The organism is Rosenbergiella australiborealis, from assembly GCF_018494035.1.
Classification (GTDB): Bacteria; Pseudomonadota; Gammaproteobacteria; order Enterobacterales; family Enterobacteriaceae; genus Rosenbergiella; species Rosenbergiella australiborealis.
The window spans coordinates 1-20,395 of the sequence record NZ_JABBFO010000002.1 but is presented as its reverse complement, the minus strand read 5'-3'; the positions used below and the strand labels follow the sequence as shown (position 1 = coordinate 20,395).

Annotated in this window: 17 protein-coding genes and 1 pseudogene; 9 read left to right on the top strand and 9 right to left on the bottom strand. The window is 45.5% G+C overall.

The window, feature by feature from the left end; genetic code table 11:
* Positions 1-286: 286 nt before the first annotated feature.
* On the bottom strand, positions 287-574 hold the full coding sequence (locus tag HGT73_RS02620; protein WP_214212123.1) for a YebO family protein: 288 nt from the start codon (positions 572-574) through the stop codon (positions 287-289).
* Positions 575-744: 170 nt separating this feature from the next.
* Here HGT73_RS02620 and HGT73_RS02615 point away from each other — a divergent pair, with 170 nt between their 5' ends.
* Positions 745-972 carry a YobH family protein gene (locus HGT73_RS02615; protein WP_214212122.1) on the top strand — a complete coding sequence of 76 codons (228 nt, stop codon included), beginning with the start codon at positions 745-747 and terminating at the stop codon, positions 970-972.
* Between the two features lie 16 nt (positions 973-988).
* Here the strand turns inward: HGT73_RS02615 and htpX are convergent, their stop codons facing one another.
* From htpX to HGT73_RS02595, 4 genes are all read right to left on the bottom strand, one after another.
* Positions 989-1,867 carry a protease HtpX gene (htpX, locus tag HGT73_RS02610; protein ID WP_214212121.1) on the bottom strand — a complete coding sequence of 293 codons (879 nt, stop codon included), beginning with the start codon at positions 1,865-1,867 and terminating at the stop codon, positions 989-991.
* A 219-nt stretch (positions 1,868-2,086) separates the two neighbouring features.
* On the bottom strand, positions 2,087-4,132 hold the full coding sequence (gene prc, locus HGT73_RS02605; protein WP_214212120.1) for a carboxy terminal-processing peptidase: 2,046 nt from the start codon (positions 4,130-4,132) through the stop codon (positions 2,087-2,089).
* Positions 4,133-4,151: 19 nt separating this feature from the next.
* Positions 4,152-4,823 (bottom strand): RNA chaperone ProQ, encoded by a 672-nt coding sequence (gene proQ, locus HGT73_RS02600; RefSeq protein WP_214212119.1) that lies wholly within the window; start codon positions 4,821-4,823, stop codon positions 4,152-4,154.
* 79 nt (positions 4,824-4,902) lie between these two features.
* Entirely contained in the window at positions 4,903-5,418 is a 516-nt protein-coding gene (locus HGT73_RS02595; RefSeq protein WP_214212118.1) for a GAF domain-containing protein, read from the bottom strand.
* Positions 5,419-5,621: 203 nt separating this feature from the next.
* On the opposite strand from HGT73_RS02595, the gene yebS reads away from it, so the two are divergent.
* From yebS to HGT73_RS02575, 4 genes are all read left to right on the top strand, one after another.
* A complete protein-coding gene (gene yebS / locus HGT73_RS02590) occupies positions 5,622-6,866 on the top strand; it encodes a membrane integrity lipid transport subunit YebS (RefSeq protein WP_214212117.1) in 1,245 nt (414 codons plus the stop codon).
* Positions 6,835-9,468 (top strand): PqiB family protein, encoded by a 2,634-nt coding sequence (locus tag HGT73_RS02585; protein WP_214212116.1) that lies wholly within the window; start codon positions 6,835-6,837, stop codon positions 9,466-9,468. Before yebS ends, HGT73_RS02585 begins: the two co-directional genes overlap by 32 nt.
* Before the next feature lie 59 nt (positions 9,469-9,527).
* A complete protein-coding gene (rsmF, locus tag HGT73_RS02580) occupies positions 9,528-10,964 on the top strand; it encodes a 16S rRNA (cytosine(1407)-C(5))-methyltransferase RsmF (protein WP_214212115.1) in 1,437 nt (478 codons plus the stop codon).
* A 221-nt stretch (positions 10,965-11,185) separates the two neighbouring features.
* Positions 11,186-11,674, top strand: coding sequence for a hypothetical protein (locus HGT73_RS02575; protein ID WP_214212114.1), 489 nt, complete (start codon positions 11,186-11,188; stop codon positions 11,672-11,674).
* Between the two features lie 47 nt (positions 11,675-11,721).
* On the opposite strand, the gene HGT73_RS02570 is transcribed toward HGT73_RS02575, so the two are convergent.
* Both HGT73_RS02570 and HGT73_RS02565 read right to left on the bottom strand, forming a co-directional pair.
* Positions 11,722-12,264, bottom strand: a complete 543-nt coding sequence (locus HGT73_RS02570) for a YagU family protein (RefSeq protein WP_214212113.1) — start codon at positions 12,262-12,264, stop codon at positions 11,722-11,724.
* Between the two features lie 214 nt (positions 12,265-12,478).
* A complete protein-coding gene (locus HGT73_RS02565) occupies positions 12,479-12,820 on the bottom strand; it encodes a YebY family protein (RefSeq protein ID WP_214212112.1) in 342 nt (113 codons plus the stop codon).
* A gap of 136 nt (positions 12,821-12,956) precedes the next feature.
* On the opposite strand from HGT73_RS02565, the gene HGT73_RS02560 reads away from it, so the two are divergent.
* Complete coding sequence (locus HGT73_RS02560) at positions 12,957-13,190, top strand: DNA polymerase III subunit theta (RefSeq protein ID WP_214212111.1); 234 nt, start codon at positions 12,957-12,959, stop codon at positions 13,188-13,190.
* On the opposite strand, the gene HGT73_RS02555 is transcribed toward HGT73_RS02560, so the two are convergent.
* Positions 13,180-15,237, bottom strand: a complete 2,058-nt coding sequence (locus HGT73_RS02555) for a S9 family peptidase (RefSeq protein WP_214212110.1) — start codon at positions 15,235-15,237, stop codon at positions 13,180-13,182. The two genes, HGT73_RS02560 and HGT73_RS02555, sit on opposite strands and share 11 nt — an antisense overlap.
* A gap of 155 nt (positions 15,238-15,392) precedes the next feature.
* Between HGT73_RS02555 and purT the strand changes: the two genes are divergently transcribed.
* Positions 15,393-16,577: a formate-dependent phosphoribosylglycinamide formyltransferase gene (gene purT, locus HGT73_RS02550; RefSeq protein ID WP_214212109.1), complete on the top strand. Its 1,185-nt coding sequence runs from the start codon at positions 15,393-15,395 to the stop codon at positions 16,575-16,577.
* Between the two features lie 35 nt (positions 16,578-16,612).
* Here the strand turns inward: purT and zwf are convergent, their stop codons facing one another.
* Complete coding sequence (gene zwf, locus HGT73_RS02545) at positions 16,613-18,100, bottom strand: glucose-6-phosphate dehydrogenase (RefSeq protein ID WP_214212108.1); 1,488 nt, start codon at positions 18,098-18,100, stop codon at positions 16,613-16,615.
* Between the two features lie 281 nt (positions 18,101-18,381).
* Here zwf and pyk point away from each other — a divergent pair, with 281 nt between their 5' ends.
* Together pyk and HGT73_RS02535 are read left to right on the top strand one after the other, a co-directional pair.
* Positions 18,382-19,824 carry a pyruvate kinase gene (gene pyk, locus HGT73_RS02540; protein WP_214212107.1) on the top strand — a complete coding sequence of 481 codons (1,443 nt, stop codon included), beginning with the start codon at positions 18,382-18,384 and terminating at the stop codon, positions 19,822-19,824.
* Between the two features lie 103 nt (positions 19,825-19,927).
* A pseudogene (locus tag HGT73_RS02535) lies at positions 19,928-20,395 on the top strand (transposase domain-containing protein); the annotation flags it as partial.

The window sequence follows — 20,395 nt, the reverse complement described above, 5'->3', positions numbered from 1 at the left end:
TACAGAAAATCGAGAAATACTGGATGAAGTGTTTTTCTTAAATGGCAACAGACAAGGCTAAGATCAAAAAACCTTAACTGACTCGTAACCGGTAACCAAAAAACCATACAACAACGTGCTGTTCTCGTTTATCCTAGTAATTGTTATCACATATAAATTTATTAATGGCAAGGTCTTTTTACTGAATTTTTAATGATAAGCATTTTAAATATTAATCATTAATTTTGCACCCTTGCCAGTGCGAGTTAATGTGCTATTGATGCTCCACTCACTCTAAAAAAAGTGATTAGCGTTCAGCACGAAACATTAAATGAGAGGGCTCTTCTACCACCTGAACCGCCTCTTCTTGCTCTGCGACATCATTCTCAGGTTCACAACTGAGCTCAATTAATTGGTTCAGCATTTTTGTCTGTTTGCGTTGTTCTCGTAGTAATGCTTCCAATAAAGCAATTTGATCGTTCGCTCTGACGGCTTTTCGCATTGAGACAAACACAACAACACAAAAAAATACCACAGCAATCGCAAATAACGCAGGCAACATATAACTTCCACCGCCAGCAATCAATTCATTCATACTCTCGACCTAAGTACAGTTAATCTTATTAATGTCGCTCATTCTACTCTCTCTCCTCAGCTTGGTCATCAGGATTATCACCTGTGGTGCTTTCAGTGCACTCTTATCGATTTATCATCATGCGGGAGGCATTCTATTTCCACAATCCGAATCCCGCTCAGGAGACAGAAATGCTGTTTACACGCCTATTCATGCTTGTGCTCAGTTGTTGGGCAATCATGATGATTTCAGATTATGGAATACTGACCTATCGTGAAGCGAATAACATGGGGTTTAATTTGCGCTGTGAATATTTAACAGGAAGAGGACTTATTAATGCGGATTATTTATTCACGTCGGAAACAGCGCATAAACGCTGTCCCCTTTTTAAAAAAAACAATGATAGGCTGGAAATGTAGCCGTACAACGACGCGACTATTTAAGATACTGACCTTGGCGTAACGCATCGATACGTTTATCAAGCGGTGGATGCGACATAAATAAGTCACTTAAACTTTTTTGCTTTCCGTTGATACAAAACGCCATCATTGTGCCTGGTTCTTGCGGCTCATAACTGGTTTTCAAACGCTCGAGCGCTGCTATCATCTTCTCGCGTCCAACCAATTTTGCGGAACCTGCGTCGGCATGAAACTCACGATGGCGAGAAAACCACATAGTAATAATACTGGCTAATATACCGAATACTAACTCCAAGACCGTTGCCACCGCGAAGTAAACTAAAGGGTTGCCATTGCTCCCTTCTTCTTCACGATCTGAGCTTAAGAAGCCTGAAGCAACTTGTGCAATAATCCGAGAAATGAAGATAACAAAGGTATTAACTATCCCTTGAATTAAGGTCATAGTGACCATATCACCATTCGCAATATGACTAATTTCATGTGCGATAACGGCTTCCGCCTCATCCCGATTCATGTTTTGAAGCAGACCGGTAGACACAGCAACTAACGACGCATTTTTCCTTGCACCGGTTGCGAACGCATTGATATCCGGCGCATGATAAATGGCTACTTGGGGTGTGGTAATGCCGACTTGCTGAGATTGCTGAGTCACAATCTGCATCAACCATCTTTCCGTATCGTTACGGGGCTGTTGAATAACTTCTCCCCCCACGGAACGCAAGGCCATCCATTTAGACATAAGCAGCGAGACAAAAGAACCCCCGAAGCCGAACAAGCCTGCCATTATCATTAATCCTGGAATGCTGGCTGAACGGATACCGGTTAAACTTAGAATGATACCAAACACAGCCATTACGGCGAGGTTAGTACAGAGGAACAACACTATACGCATCATAGAAGTTTATATTTCCTTGAGAGCTGAACGCGAACTTATTTTCGCTCTATCCTAGGCTGTTGAGTAGAGTTTTCAAGAGAAAAACCGTGATATCCCACTGAAAAGACATAACTTTACATTTTGTCATACACTTCTCTCGGTTTGTCTGAGTTAACTGACACCCTAAAAAGAAAAGCGATAAAAAAAACCCGCCGAAGCGGGTTAGACTAAGAGTATCAACTATTTCTTGCTATTCAGTGGCGGTGGCGGATTTTTCGCCTCAGCCATCGCTAGATCATTCGCGATGGCGACGCTTTCATCTAAGTAAGGATCTGGCTCTTTATAATCCTTAGGTAGCGCATCCAAGGAAGCGATAGGTTTCTTCCCTTCGGCTTGAAAGCGTGCATTAATACGCTCTAATCGTAGTTGATCTTCTTCATTATTCTCTTTCTGACGTTCAGCAAGGTTCAACGAGACAATATCCATCTTATCTTTCATCGCATCAAATCGCTGAATATCTTTGATGATATATTGGAATTCACGATCTTTTGCAATACGCGCATCATGCTCTCGTCGTAACTCTGCAATATAAGGCTGTAAATCTGCGATTGGCGAGTATTTAGCAGGATTAATGCTATCCCACGGTAATGCATTATCTTCATACTTTTCGCCGGTCTTAATCGCTTCTACACCGGTTGGCATCAAGATATCAGGGGTGACCCCCTTACGTTGAGTACTTCCGCCATTGATACGATAGAATTTCTGAATCGTATACTGTACAGAGCCTAATGGTGGCCAATCAGGACGTAGCATCTGATCATAAATACGATTTAAAGAGCGGTATTGCTGAACAGTACCCTTACCGAAGGTGGGTTCACCGATAATGATTGCACGTCCATAATCTTGCATTGCCGCCGAGAAAATTTCAGATGCAGAGGCACTGAATCTATCGACCAATACCACCAGCGGTCCACCGTAGTAAACAACTCCATCATCATCACTATCTTGATGAATATTACCGGTATTATCTCGAACTTGTACCACCGGGCCTGATGGGATAAATAATCCAGATAATGAAACTGCTTCTGTTAAAGCACCGCCGCCATTAGTCCGTAAATCGATAACGATACTGTCAACGTGCTGCTTTTGAAGTTTCTGCAGTTGCACCTTAACGTCATCAGTTAATCCCACATAAAAGCCTGGAATATCGAGCACCCCAACTTTGTGGGTACCAACTTGATGTACTGAACCTTGTACCGCACGATCTTCTAAACGAATTCGTGCCCGAGTAAGCGTAATAATACGCGTTTTACTTCCCTTGGTCGCAGGTTGGATCTCTAAGCGAACTTTGCTTCCCTTAGGTCCCTTAATTTTCTCAACAATATCATCCAAACGCCAGCCGACAACATCTTCAATCGGCTCGCCTGCTTGGCCTACACCAATTATTTTGTCTCCGATACTCAACGCTTTACTTCGTGCGGCAGGACCACCAGCCACCATCGAGTTAATCATCGCATAATCATCATCCATCTGTAACACTGCGCCTATCCCTTCAAGGGATAAACTCATTTCGGTGTTAAATTGTTCGGTATTACGCGGTGATAAATAGTTTGTATGCGGATCAATTTCATGGGCGAAGGCATTCATCGCCGTTTGGAAAACATCTTCACTTGTCGTCTGTGATACCCGACGTAAAGCCGCGTTGTAACGACGCGTTAGCGTATCACGAATTTCTTGATCACTCTTGCCAGCAAGCTTAAGTGTCAGTTCATCATAGGTGACTTTAGCATCCCACAATTTATTCAGCTCATCCGTCGATGTTGGCCACGGAGCTTTGCTCCGGTCCAAATCGATCGTATCGTGTGAGGTGAAGTCCATCGGCCTATTCAACGCAGTCAATGCGTACTGAAGGCGCTCGAAACGTCGACGCTGGGATAAGTTAAACAGTTGGTAAAACGTATCGAGATTCCCAGATTCCAGTTCTTGCCCGACTTGCGTCTTCTTATTCGCAAATTGAGCAATATCGCTACTGAGTAAAATATTATGATTGTAATCAATCATATTAAGGTAACGATCAAAAATTTTACTCGAAAAATCAGCATCTAGCGTAATTTGCCGATAGTGCGACTGAGTAAAGCGTGCAGTGACACGCTGACTTACCGTGACTTGTTGAGGCTGCTCTTGTAGTTGAGGAATCTGATTTTCTTGTGTAATCAGATCCGCAGCAAAAGCCTGCCCCATAAACAAAGATGCGACAAGTAAACTTACTTTAAAACTGGTGTTCATGCCTGGGTCACTCTCCGTTTCAGAACTGCAAATGTTCTGGGCGTACAATCATTGCCAGTCCTGATGCTAGTTGTACTCGAACTCCCTCTTTGGAGATTTCAAGAACAGTAGCCTCGACGGCACTTAGACCTGCTTTAACGCGAATAGGTTGACCAACTTTGAGTACTGAAAGATCAGTAACGGGCTTACCTTCAACAGCACGCGGTTGACGCGAATCGCTCTTCGGTTTGCGAGGCTTTGACTCTGCGTTAGTGACACCTGGTGTCGCAGGTTTGCGAGGCGTTGGCTTGCGCGGACGGCGTTCAGTCTTGTTTGTCTCATCAGCTTTAGCTTCGCTACGTTGCTTAGCACGATGAGCGGCAACACGGGCTTTCGCCTCTTCAAGTTGTTGGCGAGCATGCTCAACATGTTGCTCTTCCAGCGTTCCACATGCGTTACCATCAAGATCGACACGGGTAGCGCCCGCTTTGATACCGTACAAATAACGCCAGCTAGAAGTATAGACACGCAGCGCTGAACGAAGTTGAGTTTTACTCAAGCTCATTTCAGCCGGAATACGTTCGACTAAATCCTGAAAAATGCCGATTTTTAACGGCTTTGCTTCACCTTCTGCAATAAAACAGCTTGGAAATTGCTGTGAAAGGTATGCAATGACTTCTTTACTACTACTCAACTTAGGTTGATTTTCCATGAAATTTCCTGATTACAACGGTTTTGCCGACCAACGCAGGCATGAACACGCGACATTATAATGACTACAGCGCTAATTGCTATGCCTCAGCGAAATTACCTTTTAATTGTTGTAAAAAAAGAGAAATCTCAGTGGCTGACAAAAGGGTCTCAAGCGTCCTCACAACGAGTTCTAAACCTACTTCGTCTTGCTCATCAAAATGAGAATAATTAGGGCTGTCAATGTCTAAAACACCAATAATCTGACCATTTAAACGTATGGGTAATACAATTTCGCTATTACTGGCAGAATCACAAGCAATATGCCCACTAAATTGGTGAACATCGGCAACGCGCTGCACAGTTCCCGTTGCGACTGCACTGCCGCATACCCCTTTACCCACCGGAATACGTACACATGCCACCTTACCTTGAAAAGGACCTAAAACTAAGGTTTCCTTTTCAGTCAGTAGATAAAACCCCACCCAATTCAGCCCAGACATTCGCTCAAACAGTAAAGCACTAAAATTAGCTAACACTGGTAGAAATGCAGTTTCGCCACTGTTTAATGCATTCAAATCTTGGGACAAATCTTGATAAAATTCTGACTTACTCATTTTCCAACCATAAAGTAAAATTGAAATATTCGCGAACAGCACCCCCAAACGACGAAAGAAATAGACATAGGAATACACTCAACTATGCTTATATTCTTACTCAGGGAACTTCTGATACATTACGCTTTCAACGACTATAGCAGACTCACTTAGTGAACAATGAAAATTTTATGCTTTGTAACGATAATTACCGATAGCCAACTATGAAAATTACCGCTATCAGAACGCCGGATACCTATACCGATCTTCATCGGTGTGCGGAGTGTGATCATATTTTTCACCGTCCTGTGCTCAAATCGGGTCAAACGGCTTATTGTCCGTGTTGTAGAGCGAAAATTGCCCGAGGGCAAGATTGGTCTTTTGCGAGGATCTGCTGTCTTGCCGCTTTAATGCTGTGTTTGATGCCAATGGCGTGGAGCCTCCCCCTCATTCAAATCCGTCTACTGGGGATGACCATTAGTGCCAGTCTCGTTGCGGGTATTATGCAGATGGTTCAGCAGGGGGATATTATTACCGCTGCAATGGTCAGTTTTTGCATCATCGCCACGCCTTTAGCATTTGCACTCAGCCTTCTCTATCTACTCGTCGGTCGACAACTGGGGATGAACCTACGCCCAGTTTTGCTGGCTATTGATAAGCTGAAAGAATGGATAATGTTTGATATTTATCTTATTGGTGTAAGCGTAGCAGCAATAAAAGTTAAAGACTATGCCGATATTTTTATCGGTTATGGAATGCTTGCTTTTGTCAGTCTGACGCTACTCTATATTCTTTTGGTTATCCATCTTGATGTCGGTCGGCTATGGGAAAAATTTTATCCTCAGCCTCGGCAAGCACTTCGTCCTGATGAAGTAAAATGCTGTATCCATTGCCATTACAGTGGGTCAAGTGACCATCAAGGCCGGTGCCCCCGTTGCCATATAAAAATGACACCGCGTCTCCCGCATAGCTTACAAAAGTCTTGGGCTGCACTCATCAGTGCTATTATCTTACTCTTTCCGGCAAACCTACTGCCTATCTCCATTATTTATCTCAATGGCGCTCGCCAAGATGATACGATTTTTTCAGGTATTGTCTCTCTAGCCAGTGGAAACATTCCGGTTGCTATGGTCGTTTTTACGGCAAGTATTCTTGTTCCGGTAAGTAAAGTTATTGTATTACTGGCTTTACTGATAAGTATTCACGCTCGCTGCGAGCAAGGGCTTAAAACACGAATCCGCCTATTAAGAGCCGTAAAATGGATTGGCCGCTGGTCTATGCTCGACCTTTTCGTTATTTCATTAATGATGTCATTGGTCGACCGTGACCAACTTCTTGCTTTTACTATGGGACCAGCTGCGGTTTATTTTGGTTCCGCTGTTTTTCTTACCATTCTATCCGTAGAATGGCTCGATAGCCGCTTACTCTGGGATGCTCATGCAACAGGAAACGCCGAATACACCGATTAGCGCCACGGTTAAAAACAAGCGCCGTCTCTCACCATTTTGGTTTCTTCCGCTCGTGGCCGTCCTGATAACAGGGTGGCTATTGTGGAAGAATTATCAAGAAAGTGGGACGACAATTACTATCGATTTCCACACGGCTGATGGGATTGTTCCTGGACGTACACCCATTCGCTATCAAGGCGTAGAAATCGGTACGGTGCAAGATATTGTCCTAACAGATAACTACCGAGTGATCAAAATTAAAGCGAGCATCAAAAGTAGTATGAAAGATGCTTTGCGTACCAATACAAAATTTTGGTTGGTGACGCCACAGGCTTCACTCGCTGGCGTATCGGGATTAGATGCTTTAGTTGGCGGTAACTACATTGGAATGATGCCGGGGGATGGGGAAAGTACATACAGTTTTACGGCCTCCGACAGTCAACCGAAAAATATAGTCAATAATGGCGGGCTAATTATTCAACTTCATGCCAATGATCTTGCCTCACTGAATACCGGCTCTCAGGTCTATTATGAAAAAGTCCCTGTGGGAAGAGTCTTTGATTACAGCTTTGCCCCTCAGGGTAAAGGGGTATTAATCGACGTATTAATTGAAAGACGCTATACACAGTTGGTCAAGAAAAACAGCCGGTTTTGGAATGTTTCAGGCTTACAAGCCAAACTCGGTGCCTCTGGACTGAACGTTGATCTCACCAGTGTTCCTGCGTTGATTAATGGCGCGATTGCCTTTGACTCCCCGGCAGATTCCCCAGCGGCTGAAAACCAAGATCGCTACGAGTTATACCCCAATCTAGCCGAAAGCCAACGCGGTGTGAATTTCACATTAAAGCTCCCTAGTGCCGATAACCTAAGCGCAGGTTCTACCGCCCTCATGTACCAAGGGTTACAAGTGGGTACTCTCACCCATATTACCCTAACGGACAAACAACATATTACTGGAGAATTAACCGTAGATCCGAGTGTAGTAGGATTAATGCGTACCGGAACACGCATTGAGATGCGCCAACCCAGTTTACAAAGCGGTAATCTTTCAGTAGGGGCGCTGATTACAGGCACTTACCTTCAATTAATACCGGGTGAAGGCGATGCGGCGACAGAATTTACGGTTTTACCCGCTAGTCAATCACTCCTTCAAGCTCCAAATAGTTTGGCTGTGGAACTCACTGCCCCGCAGAGTTACGGTATCGATGCCGGTCAACCGCTGATCCTCAATGGCGTTCCTATTGGTAATGTCGCTCAAAGAGCATTAACCGATCACGGTGTCACTTTTAAGGTGCTCGTTGCACCGCAATACCGTCATTTTATCCATGCAGATACGCAATTTATCGCTGATAGTCAAATTCGCATCCGTATGGGACTCGACGGTATAAAACTGATTGGGGCACCCCCGCAACAATGGATTCAAGGTGGAATTCGTCTCAATGCCGGAAGTCAAGGTAAGCCCAATGAACACTATCCACTGTATGCGGATGATGATGCCGCAAGGGATAGAACACAAGGGGATAAACCCTCAATTACCTTAAAACTGAAAGCCTCTGAATTACCGGATATCCAGGCTGGTAGCGTGGTGCTGTATCGCCGTTTCCAAGTTGGTGAAATCGTTGATATTACCCCCAATGCTAATCACTTTATTGTCTCCGTACATATCACACCAGAGTATCGAAAACTCATCAGTGATAATACCGTCTTTTGGGCTGAAGGTGGGGCACGAGTTCAATTAAATACTAGTGGAATTACGGTTCAAGCCACCCCTTTAAATCGTGCTCTGAAGGGGGCTATCAGTTTTGATAATCTTCCGGGTGTCACCAAACAACAAGGGAATTATCGAGAGTTATTTGCTAGCCGCAACGCCGCAAACGCAGTGGGGAGCCAAATTATTTTCCACACTTTTGATGGCAGTAAACTATCAGCCGGTATGCCTATTAAGTATCTGGGGATTAATATTGGTCAAGTTGAGAGCCTATCGCTGAGTGAGAATCTTCATCAAGTGGAGGCAAAAGCGGTTCTCTACCCGGAATACGACCAATATTTTGCGCGTAGTGGTAGCCAGTTCTCAGTGATCTCTCCCGAAATTTCCGCCACCGGAGTGAACCATTTAGAATCTTTACTACAGCCCTACGTGAACGTTGATCCAGGAACAGGAAGTTTACGCCGTAATTTTGAATTACAAGAAGATACGATTACTGACTCCCGCTATTTAGATGGTCTAAATATCTACGTCGATGCTCCCGATGCAGGGACACTAACGGTAGGTACGCCCGTACTATACCGTGGGGTTGAAGTCGGTACCGTCACCGGTACCTCACTGGGAGCATTAGCTGATCGTGTTGAGATTGCCATGCGTATCAGCACCCGCTACCAACACTTAGTCCGTAATAACTCTGTGTTCTGGTTAGCATCGGGTTACTCTCTCGATTTTGGGCTAACAGGTGGCGTAGTGAAAACCGGGACATTACAGCAATTTATTCGTGGTGGTATCCAATTTGCTACCCCACCTACTGTTCCGCTTGCTCCTGACGCCGAACCAAACAAGCACTTCTTGTTACGTAATGAAGCGCCTGACGGTTGGCAAAAATGGGGAACCGCAATTCCTCGCCAAGAGTAATTCTTAGCCACGGGCAGAATCTCTGCCCGTGTTCATGTTACACTGTATTTTTAACCCCGATGGATCCTATTGTGAGTGCTGAAGTTATCAATTTCCCTCCCCAATTTCTTGAGTTAATGCACCAAGCGCTTCCCGATGAAAACGATTTCGCAGATTTTATCGCAATCAGTCAACGCCCTTTGCGTCGCGCGATACGTGTCAATACCTTAAAAATAAGCGTTGAAAATTTTCTAGTCTTAACCGCTGAGCACCCTTGGGAATTAACACCGGTGCCTTGGTGTCAAGAAGGATTCTGGGTCGTTTTAAATGATGAGCAGATCCCTTTGGGCAGTTATGCTGAGCATCTTAGTGGTCTTTTTTATATTCAAGAACCCAGCTCAATGCTCCCCGTAACGGCGCTTTTTGCAGGAGAAGAACGCCCTCTCACTCTTATGGATATGGCTGCGGCACCAGGATCAAAAACCACGCAGATTGCCGCCAACATGGCGAATCATGGATTGATCATTGCTAATGAGTATGCCGCCAGTCGAGTGAAAGTGCTGCATGCCAATCTAAGCCGCTGTGGCGTCACAAATAGCGTATTAACGCACTTTGATGCACGTGTATTTGGGGCGGCACTCCCAGAGCAATTTGACGCTATTTTACTTGATGCGCCTTGCTCAGGCGAAGGGGTTATCCGCAAAGATCCACAGGCATTTTCCCAATGGAGTCTGGAAAGCACTCATGAAATTGCCCAAACTCAGCGAGAGCTATTATTCAGCGCCTTTCATGCGTTGAAACCCGGTGGGCGATTAATTTATTCCACCTGCACTCTAAACCAAATTGAAAACCAACAGGTAGTGGCTTCACTTTTAGCACAATTCCCTGATGCCGTTACCATAGAGTCGTTACATGACCTTTTCCCTGGCGCCGAGTCTGTCGTGACGGCAGAGGGCTTTTTGCATATATTTCCTCAACGCTTTGACAGTGAAGGTTTTTTTGTCGCGAGTTTACGTAAAACAGCCTCTGTCACACCATTACCGCTTCCAAGCTATAAAATAGGTAAGCTTCCTTTTCAGCCGGTATCACGATTAATAGCCCAACAAGTCACACAACTGGCCGAAAGCGTAGGTATTACTTGGGATGATAGGCTCAATCTCTGGCAACGAGATAACGAATTGTGGCTTTTTCCGAAATTAGTTGAACCATTAATGAATAAGGTTAAATTCTCTCGACTTGGTTTTCGATTAGCGGACATTCATAATAAAGGGTACCGTTGGCATCACGAAGCAATCATTGCGCTGGCCAAACCGACCCCATCAACCCTAGCTCTCAGTGCAGAAGAAGCCGCAGAGTGGTATAGAGGACGCGATATTTATCCAAATAGCCCATTACCGAAAGGCGAATGCTTACTCAGCTATCAGCAGCAAGTCCTTGGTCTGGCGAAAGTGGTGAACCAACGCATCAAAAATAGTCTTCCGAGAGAATTGGCGCGAAACGGTCCACTTTTCAAGTAAATCAGCAATACCGCCCCCTCTTCACCTGAGGGGGGAATTACAAATGTAAATAAAACTATAGTTATGTAAGTGCTATCCCAACTGATGGGGTTCCTTGTGATTCTTTACATTGCGATCCCCGGATCTCAGCCGATCTCTTGGTATAATTCTCGTGCACTTTGCCGTCCAAGACCTCTGTTAACGCTTTGCAAGGCGTCTTTATTTACCTTTTGGGAACAACAATGAAAACAATAGCCCGACCTCTACTTATTTTACTCCCTGTCATTATGATGACCGTCCCTGCATTGAGTGAAGCACGTTCTTTCTCATCAAAAGGTTTCGGCTCCTCGAAAATGTTTAAGCGGCAAACGCCGAATAAACCTGTCGCGGCAACAACTCCCCCTTCATCCACTCCACCAACGACAACACCGAATGCAACAACGTCACCCGGACAAAGAGGCATACCCGGTGCCGAGAACTATCGCCCACTGAGTCAACAGGCCCCCTCGCAACGCCTAAAAAATGCCATTAATACCCGTGCAGGAAGTGGTGGTGCACGGCTTACGCAACTTGCTCTGCTTTACTGGTTACTCAGTAGTAGCAACAGCCACGCGTCGGAATTGACGGACGCAGACCGGGCATGGGTACAAAAAGAGATTAAGGAAAAAGAGAAAAATGGGGAAAAGCTCGAAGAATCGGGACCATCAACCCCTGCGCCGGCGAAACCTTAATATTCAGGCAATGACACCGAATAGGAGTCGGTGTCATTACTATCCTCTTAACGCCATGATCCTTTTATCGGTTTTGCGTAGTAGGCTAAGATAGCGATTAAACAGACTTCAATACTGACCGACCAGTAGATATGACCTAGAATTTCACTCCATAATTCATAGCCATTAAGGTTCCATAACCACCCTGTTTTTCCTTCATCATAAACCGGGTTACGAAAGCCTAGCGCAGGGATGAGGAAACCGTGCATAGCGACCGTTATCACTATGCCATAGACTGCACCATAGCCTAAACGGATTTTCGGCCAATAATATGCGCCGGCGACATAAACAAAAGCAAATGCAAAGCTAAATAACCAATGGTAGAGAGTCACCGCCCCCAACACAGAATTACCTTGATAGATATAATCCAGTGAATGTTGATTGATGCCCGCCCAGCCTAACCACGCATCAATATGGGCCCCCGGTGGAGAAATTTCTCCCGCTACACGTGGCGGCATATTAACCTCTGAGCCCCATTTCACTAATGAGCTCATAAAGCCTGCTAACAGTGTTGCCCAAATGATAATTTTACAATTTATTTTAGATGGCATATGTTCCCCTTAGCCGTGAATGAGCGTAAAGATAAAGAAATAGAGTCTTAACTGACTTTGCGCTAATTTTACTGACTAAAGGAAAATCTAGTGAGGTATAACCTATAAATACTTGTTTCAGATCAAGAATATAATAAAGATAAATCTATTAACGACCAACATCCCTCAACAGTAAGTGCTGCGGTAAGTCTTTGCTGTTAAGGGAGTCGCTTATCTAAGCGTCACATAACGCTTGTGCGCGGGTAATTAATGGCGTGAGATCCATTTTTTGTCCCGGATGTTGCTTATCATCAGCTTGAATAACCGTAATAGATTGACCCTGGATTTGCTTGCTCTCTACGCGTCGTTGGGCAATCGCATTCAGGGGGTATTGCATCAAAGTACTATCATTAATCGCAAATAATCCGCCGTCTTTATCGCAGCTTAGCATGATCTCTTCACGGGTTAACGGCCACTGTTGCTTACCTATTTCACGCCGACTGACGGTAATCACTTCGGAAGCAAAGGATTGTCCACTGACGATGGCAAGTAATAACACAAAAAGCAGTTTTTTCATTGGAATAATGCCTTAAATTCGTAATAATAAATGCGCCATATGACTGATTGTAAAGTGTAGCAAATGCCGTAAATAGGTGGCAAAGAATAGCATTCACTTCAGGTGCTTTTCCGTCCAAAAGGAATCAACTATCATTATGACTTATAATCTCGCTGAACTCAGTTCAGAGGACAAAGACCGACTAAACACCGAATTAGCGGCAGCCGGTGTCGCGTTTAAAGAACGCTATAATATGCCTGTTGTCCCTGTCCATGTTGAAAATGAACAACCTGCTGCACTGCGCGCCCATTTTCAACAAAAACTCATGGATTACCGTCAACTTTCTGTGACGTTGTCACGATTACCCTACGAGCCAAAACTTAAGACTTAGGCCATTCTCCTGTCGCGAGGCCAATCAGAAAACTACATTCACGGGCGATATCAACATACGCTTGGTAACGTCCCGATTTACCACCATGCCCCGCATCCAGATCGGTATAGAGCAACAACTGATGAGCATCAGTTTTCATTTTTCTGAGTTTAGCCACCCATTTCGCAGGCTCCCAATACTGGACTTGTGAGTCATGCAGACCCGTAGTGACGAATAAATGTGGGTAGGCCTGCTCGCAGACATTGTCATAAGGGCTATAGGTCCGAATGACCTCGTAATCTTCTTTGATATTCGGATTTCCCCACTCTTCGTACTCTCCGGTGGTGAGAGGAATCGATTCGTCTAACATTGTACTCACCACATCGACAAACGGCACCTGAGCGAGGATACCGTGAAACAGAGTGGGGGCTAAATTACTGACTCCAGCAACCAATAACCCCCCTGCACTGCCTCCCATGGCATAACAACGTTTGCTATCTCCCATTCCCTGTTGCAGTAATTGTTGTGTCGCATCAATGAAGTCATTGAAGCTATTCATTTTGTATTGAAGGCGTCCGACATCATACCAAGCACGACCGAGCTCACCGCCACCGCGTACATGGACCATTGCGTAAATAAAACCTCTATCCAGCAGGCTTTGCCGGGTAAAACTAAAATCAGCCTCTAATACTGCCCCGTAAGCACCATATCCATAAACGAGTAGTGGATTTTTTCCCGGTTCAAGGCAATCACGACGCCAGACTAAAGAAACAGGGACTTTCACTCCATCACGCATGGTCAACCACCGCCAGTCACTTTGATAAGCATGTTCATCGTAAAGAGGAATTTGAACTTGCTTTAATCGCTGTAATTGATGAGTATTCAGATCCCACTCGTAAGTCGTTGTCGGTGTTGTCAGGCTGCTATAGCCGAAACGCAATCGGGTAGTATTCACTTCAGGATTATGACCAATCCACACCACGCCGTTCTCCGCCTGTTTTGGAAGCGTATAGCGCTGACCGTTATGCAACGAATATTGGCATAGTTGGATGATTCCTTGTTCACGTTCTTCAGTAACTAACCAATCGTTGAACAACTGAAAATCTTCGAGAATACGATCTTTTTTTGCCGGGATCACCTCATGCCAATTCTGTTCCGATGTATCATCTTGCGTGCAACGATAAAGACCAAAATTGATACCGTCACGGTTCGAGCGGATAAAATAGTGTTCTTCAAAATGGTCAATGCTGTATTCATGATTAGCACGGCGTTCCAAAACACAGCACGGGGGTAAATGGGGATTGTTGGCATCAATAGCCCACGCTTCGCTGACCGTAGAGCTATCCAATAAAATAAATAAGCGTTGTTCAGAGCTACTACTGGTCAGACTGACATAGAAGCTATCATCATGCTCTTCGTAAATAAGGGTATCTTGGGAAGGATCGTTACCCAATTGATGTCGCCAGACTTGCCAAGGTAATAAAGTTTGCGGATCTTGCTTAATATAAAATAGCGTCTGCCCGTCATTAGCCCAGACAATAGATGGGGAAAGTCCTTCAATAACAGTAGGTAACCATTTTTGCTCACGAAGATCCTTAATACGTAACGTATATTCACGTCGAGACAGATAATCTTCCGTTACGGCCATATAACGGTGATCCGCCGTAATCTCCAATGCCCCTAATTCATAATATTCGGCATCACGCGCTCGAATATTGCAATCCAGTAATGTTCGCCACTGTGCCTGACTGTTATCTTTACGCCATACCCACCGTGGATAGTCATCACCTTGTTGATAACGTTGCTGATACCAATAGCCGGCCTTTAAAAAAGGGACAGAATGATCATTACCCGGGATCCTTGCTGTCATTTCTGCATAAAGTGTCTCTTGCAGTGCAGATAATGGGGCAAGCTGTTGCTCACACCAACGGTTCTCTGCAATAAGATAGTCAATGACGTCTTGATCACTTCGCTCGTCATCTCGCAGCCATGCAAACTCATCATAGCGTTCCTCGCCGTGATTTTGATGGATATAAGGAATACGGCGAGCTTGAGGGCTATTAGTCATGGCGTAGATACCGAGGTAGAAAGTGATGAATGGACAGTATCGCATGTTTTCTTACGCTTTAACTACTCCCCCTTTTCAACACTTCACTCGTGCTAACGCAATCGTTTTCGTTTAGACTTATCACCGATTGACTCATTAAGACTAGGAAATACATTATGCTTACGTTCGGCACCGCATTACGCGCTAATGCAACAAAAGTGATGTTATTGGGCTGTGGTGAATTAGGGAAAGAAGTGGCAATAGAGTGCCAACGTCTTGGCGTGGAAGTGATCGGCGTGGACCGCTATGCCGATGCACCGGCTATGCATATCGCACATCGCTCCCACGTGATTGATATGCTTGATGGACAGGCACTTGAAGCCATCATTAACCAAGAACAACCCGATTTTATCGTGCCGGAAATAGAAGCCATTGCAACCGCTAAACTGGTACAACTCGAGGCTGAGGGGCTAAAGGTTGTCCCTTGCGCGCGCGCCACTCAAATTACCATGAATCGAGAAGGCATTCGCCAATTAGCGGCTGAGCAACTGGGACTACCAACATCTGCGTATCAGTTTGCTACGCAAAAGCAGGAATTTATTGAGGCCGTCAAAGATATTGGCTTGCCGTGTTTTATTAAACCTGTCATGAGCTCTTCAGGTAAGGGGCAAAGTCTCATCCGTCACCAAGACGAGTGCGAGGCTGCCTGGCAGTATGCACAACTTGGTGGCCGAGCTGGCGCAGGTCGTGTGATTATTGAAGGATTAGTCGACTTCGATTTTGAAATCACCCTTCTCACTATTAGCGCTGTAGATGGTATTCATTTTTGTGCCCCAATTGGTCATCGTCAAGAAGACGGTGATTACCGTGAGTCTTGGCAGCCTCAGCAAATGAGTGCATTAGCGCTTGAACGCGCACAAGACATCGCGCGTAAAGTGGTTACCGCCCTGTCCGGTTATGGATTATTCGGGGTTGAATTATTCGTACGAGGTGATGAGGTGATCTTCAGTGAAGTGTCGCCACGTCCACATGATACAGGTATGGTCACCCTGATTTCTCAAGACCTTTCTGAGTTCGCTTTACATGTTAGAGCTTTTCTTGGTTTACCTATTGGCCACATTCGCCAATATGGGCCAGCCGCTTCAGCGGTTATTTTACCGGAACTGGTCAGCGATACGATTCAATTCTCCGGACTTAGCGAGGCCTTAAAAGAAGGCCAACAACTCCGCCTTTTCGCTAAACCGCAAATTGCAGGTCGCAGACGTCTTGGCGTTGCTCTAGCACAGCACGACACGATTGAACAAGCTGTTGCTAGCGCACTGAAAAGTGCTGCCGCGGTTAAAGTGACAGACGGGAAATAATCGTTAACCGCCAGCATTCGCTGGCGGTCATTGATTTACTCAAGAGGTGTTTCAGACTCGTTCCACGAACGACCATCACGAGTAATCATCGCCACAGAGGCAACAGGTCCCCACGTTCCCGCTTGATATGGCTTCGCTGATTCGCCATCTTTTTCCCAAGCATCAATAATCGAGTCAACCCATGTCCATGCCGCTTCAACCTCATCCCGATGAACAAAGAGTGCTTGAATACCGCGCATTGACTCCAGTAACAACCGTTCATAGGCATCTGCCAGATGACTTTCGTTAAAGGTCTGCGAGAAACTCAGATCCAGTTTGGTAGTTTGCAGCTTGTGCTTATGATCCAGACCAGGGACTTTATTCAGAATTTCGATATCCACACCTTCGTCCGGCTGTAAACGAATCGTCAGCTTATTCTGAGGCAGTTGGGTATAAGACTCTTTAAACAAGTTCATTTCTGGGTTTTTGAAATAGACCACAACTTCGGAACACTTCGCGGGCAATCTTTTCCCAGTACGTAAGTAGAACGGTACCCCTGCCCAGCGCCAGTTATCGATATCTACGCGAATAGCGACAAAGGTTTCAGTTGAACTGGTTTTATTTGCCCCTTCTTCATCGAGGTAACCCGGTACTTTTTTACCTTGAACAAAGCCCGCTGTATATTGACCACGTACCGTTTTCTCACGGACGTTGGTGTGATCAATCTTGCGCAAAGAGCGTAGGACTTTAATTTTCTCATCGCGAATACTCGCTGCCGTCAAGTCAGAAGGCGGTGACATCGCAATCATCGTCAATACTTGTAACAAGTGGTTCTGAACCATGTCACGCATTTGACCTGCTTTATCAAAGTAACCCCAACGCCCTTCAATCCCGACTTCTTCTGCAACAGTAATTTGCACGTGATCGATCGTTTTATTATCCCAATTATTGACGAAAATAGAGTTCGCAAAGCGTAAGGCTAATAAATTCAGTACCGTCTCTTTCCCTAAATAGTGGTCAATTCGGAAAACTTGGCTTTCATCGAAAAACTCACCGACGCTATCATTAATTTCTTGGGATGTCTCAAGCGACGTACCGAGTGGCTTCTCCATCACAACACGGGCAGGTTTTGCATTGAGTTTAGCTTGACCTAACCCTTTACATATCGCACCAAAAGTACCTGGTGGCATAGCGAAATAGTTAACTGTGACTCGGTTTTTTTGGTCAAGCAACTTGGCTAACTTACTAAAATGTGCGGACTCATTGACATCCAAATTACAGAAATCCAAACGGGCGCTCAATTTCGCCCAAATTTCCGGATCGATGTCCTCTTTCATAAAGGTCTTTAGCGCTTTATCAACCTCTTGGGTATAAGCTGCTTTATCCCACTCAGCACGGCCTACACCGATAATTTTCGTTTGTTCATTGATTTGACCCGCTTTTTCCAACTGGTATAACGAAGGTAATAGCTTACGACGTGCCAAATCACCCTTGGCTCCGAAAATTACCAGGTCGCAAGCCTGAACTGTTTGCGTTGACGCCATTTTATTCTCCTCGTTCTGACCTCTGATAACGAATTATGTTAAGAAGTCCCTTAAATTCATATTATTACTCACTTTACGTTGATTTGCTTAGTGAGGTAAACCGTTTGCTTTGCTAAATCCTTGACGATTCTCGTCATGGCGTAGATGAGTTGTTAAGCGAGTACCCAAAGTTGTACCTTAAATTGATTGCCCCCATTTATCGTTTTCTGCGATATTGAGTGCAGTATCTGTTCTCAACGACTAAGCATTGTTCATTACTTATGATCTTACTGGAGTTGTCTATGTCAACACGCCTTAGAAGAACGAAAATTGTTGCCACTTTAGGTCCGGCAACGGATCGCGAAAATAATTTAGAACGAGTGATTGCTGCCGGAGCGAACGTCGTTCGACTGAATTTTTCCCACGGTAGTGCTGAAGACCACCTTACTCGAGCAAATAATGTCAGAGCGATTGCCAAAAAATTAGCACGCCATGTCGCGATTCTTGGTGATTTACAAGGCCCGAAAATCCGTATTTCAACATTCCGCGATGGGAAAATTTTTCTCAATGTGGGCGACACCTTTACCTTAAATGCTGCATTAGATAAGGGCGAAGGCACACACCAACAGGTTGGGATTGATTATAAAGCCCTACCACAAGATGTCGAACCCAACGACATTCTATTGCTTGATGATGGACGCGTTCAATTACGTGTCACCGCGGTTGAAGGTGATAGCATCTTAACCGAGGTGACTGTCGGTGGCCCGTTATCGAATAACAAGGGAATTAATAAACAAGGGGGTGGGCTCTCCGCACAGGCGCTTACCGAGAAAGATAAAGCCGATATCCTTACGGCTGCCAAAATAGGCGTTGATTACTTAGCCGTCTCTTTTCCGCGCTGTGGGGATGATTTACGTTATGCGCGTCAACTCGCGGAAGAAGCTGGCTGTAAAGCAAAAATCGTTGCCAAGGTAGAGCGTGCAGAGGCCGTTGCAACCCAAGAGGCGATGGATGATATTATCTTAGCCAGCGACGTTGTGATGGTCGCTAGGGGCGATTTAGGGGTAGAGATTGGTGATCCTGAGCTGGTCGGTATTCAGAAAAATTTAATCAGTCGCGCACGTCAACTCAATCGCGCCAGCATTACTGCCACGCAGATGATGGAATCGATGATCACTAATCCGATGCCGACTCGTGCAGAAGTCATGGATGTCGCGAATGCCGTGTTAGATGGTACCGATGCGGTAATGCTCTCTGCAGAAACTGCAGCAGGCCAGTACCCAGCAGAAACGGTCCAAGCTATGGCCAATGTGTGTATCGGTGCAGAAAAAATACCGAAAGTGAATGTTTCTCGCCATCGTTTAGACGTTCAGTTTGATAATATTGAAGAAGCGATTGCGATGTCGGCGATGTATGCGGCCAATCATCTTAAAGGCGTCACGGCGATTGTAACCATGACGGAGTCGGGACGTACCGCATTAATGACCTCGCGGATTACATCAGGTTTACCTATCTTCGCACTGTCACGACATGAAGATACATTAAACAGCACGGCGCTCTACCGTGGTGTTACACCTGTGGCAATCTCGGGTTATAGCGATGGTTTACTCGCTGTGCACGATGCCGTAAAACTCCTCAAAACCCGGGGCTACTTGCATCGCGGTGATTTAGTGATCGTCACTCAAGGGGATGTGATGGGCGCGACGGGAACAACAAATACCCAACGTGTTATCACTGTTCAGTAAAAAAATAGCCGCTTAGGCGGTAATGCCGATCAGTTAAGGATCAGTTGAACGATCCAGTGGCTGTGTAAAAATCCAGAAACGTTCTTCGTTTCTGGATTTTTTTATGCGCATTGCTCAGGCTCTTGAACTCGTTTCCTGCTACGACTCTACCCGTAACCCCCTGACTTCTCTCGGTGATGTTCTGGATCCCTAGCTCGTCTCCCGCTGTCTGGCCGAATCAGGTTCCGTCACCCTGCGTAAACGCCGTCTCCCGTTGGAAATGATGGTCTGGTGCATCATTGGCATGGCGCTCGAACGCGAAGAACCCCTCCACCAAATCGTGAACCGGCTGGATATTATGCTCCCCGGCAACCGGCCCTTCGTTGCACCCAGCGCGGTTATCCAGGCTCGTCAACGCCTGGGAAGTGATGCCGTTCGCCGCGTGTTTACCCAAACGGCGCAGCTGTGGCACAACTCCGTCACCCATCCACACTGGTGTGGTCTGACATTACTTGCGGTGGATGGTGTCGTCTGGCGCACCCAGGATACGCCAGAAAACGATACGGCCTTCCCGCGGCAGACCTATGCCGGG

What these genes read in the sequence shown, in the direction of transcription:
- HGT73_RS02620 (WP_214212123.1), bottom strand. Translation starts at nt 574, where the DNA reads ATGAATGAATTGATTGCTGGCGGTGGAAGTTATATGTTGCCTGCGTTA.
- HGT73_RS02615 (WP_214212122.1), top strand. Translation starts at nt 745, where the DNA reads ATGCTGTTTACACGCCTATTCATGCTTGTGCTCAGTTGTTGGGCAATC.
- htpX (WP_214212121.1), bottom strand. Translation starts at nt 1,867, where the DNA reads ATGATGCGTATAGTGTTGTTCCTCTGTACTAACCTCGCCGTAATGGCT.
- prc (WP_214212120.1), bottom strand. Translation starts at nt 4,132, where the DNA reads ATGAACACCAGTTTTAAAGTAAGTTTACTTGTCGCATCTTTGTTTATG.
- proQ (WP_214212119.1), bottom strand. Translation starts at nt 4,823, where the DNA reads ATGGAAAATCAACCTAAGTTGAGTAGTAGTAAAGAAGTCATTGCATAC.
- HGT73_RS02595 (WP_214212118.1), bottom strand. Translation starts at nt 5,418, where the DNA reads ATGAGTAAGTCAGAATTTTATCAAGATTTGTCCCAAGATTTGAATGCA.
- yebS (WP_214212117.1), top strand. Translation starts at nt 5,622, where the DNA reads ATGAAAATTACCGCTATCAGAACGCCGGATACCTATACCGATCTTCAT.
- HGT73_RS02585 (WP_214212116.1), top strand. Translation starts at nt 6,835, where the DNA reads ATGCAACAGGAAACGCCGAATACACCGATTAGCGCCACGGTTAAAAAC.
- rsmF (WP_214212115.1), top strand. Translation starts at nt 9,528, where the DNA reads ATGGATCCTATTGTGAGTGCTGAAGTTATCAATTTCCCTCCCCAATTT.
- HGT73_RS02575 (WP_214212114.1), top strand. Translation starts at nt 11,186, where the DNA reads ATGAAAACAATAGCCCGACCTCTACTTATTTTACTCCCTGTCATTATG.
- HGT73_RS02570 (WP_214212113.1), bottom strand. Translation starts at nt 12,264, where the DNA reads ATGCCATCTAAAATAAATTGTAAAATTATCATTTGGGCAACACTGTTA.
- HGT73_RS02565 (WP_214212112.1), bottom strand. Translation starts at nt 12,820, where the DNA reads ATGAAAAAACTGCTTTTTGTGTTATTACTTGCCATCGTCAGTGGACAA.
- HGT73_RS02560 (WP_214212111.1), top strand. Translation starts at nt 12,957, where the DNA reads ATGACTTATAATCTCGCTGAACTCAGTTCAGAGGACAAAGACCGACTA.
- HGT73_RS02555 (WP_214212110.1), bottom strand. Translation starts at nt 15,237, where the DNA reads ATGACTAATAGCCCTCAAGCTCGCCGTATTCCTTATATCCATCAAAAT.
- purT (WP_214212109.1), top strand. Translation starts at nt 15,393, where the DNA reads ATGCTTACGTTCGGCACCGCATTACGCGCTAATGCAACAAAAGTGATG.
- zwf (WP_214212108.1), bottom strand. Translation starts at nt 18,100, where the DNA reads ATGGCGTCAACGCAAACAGTTCAGGCTTGCGACCTGGTAATTTTCGGA.
- pyk (WP_214212107.1), top strand. Translation starts at nt 18,382, where the DNA reads ATGTCAACACGCCTTAGAAGAACGAAAATTGTTGCCACTTTAGGTCCG.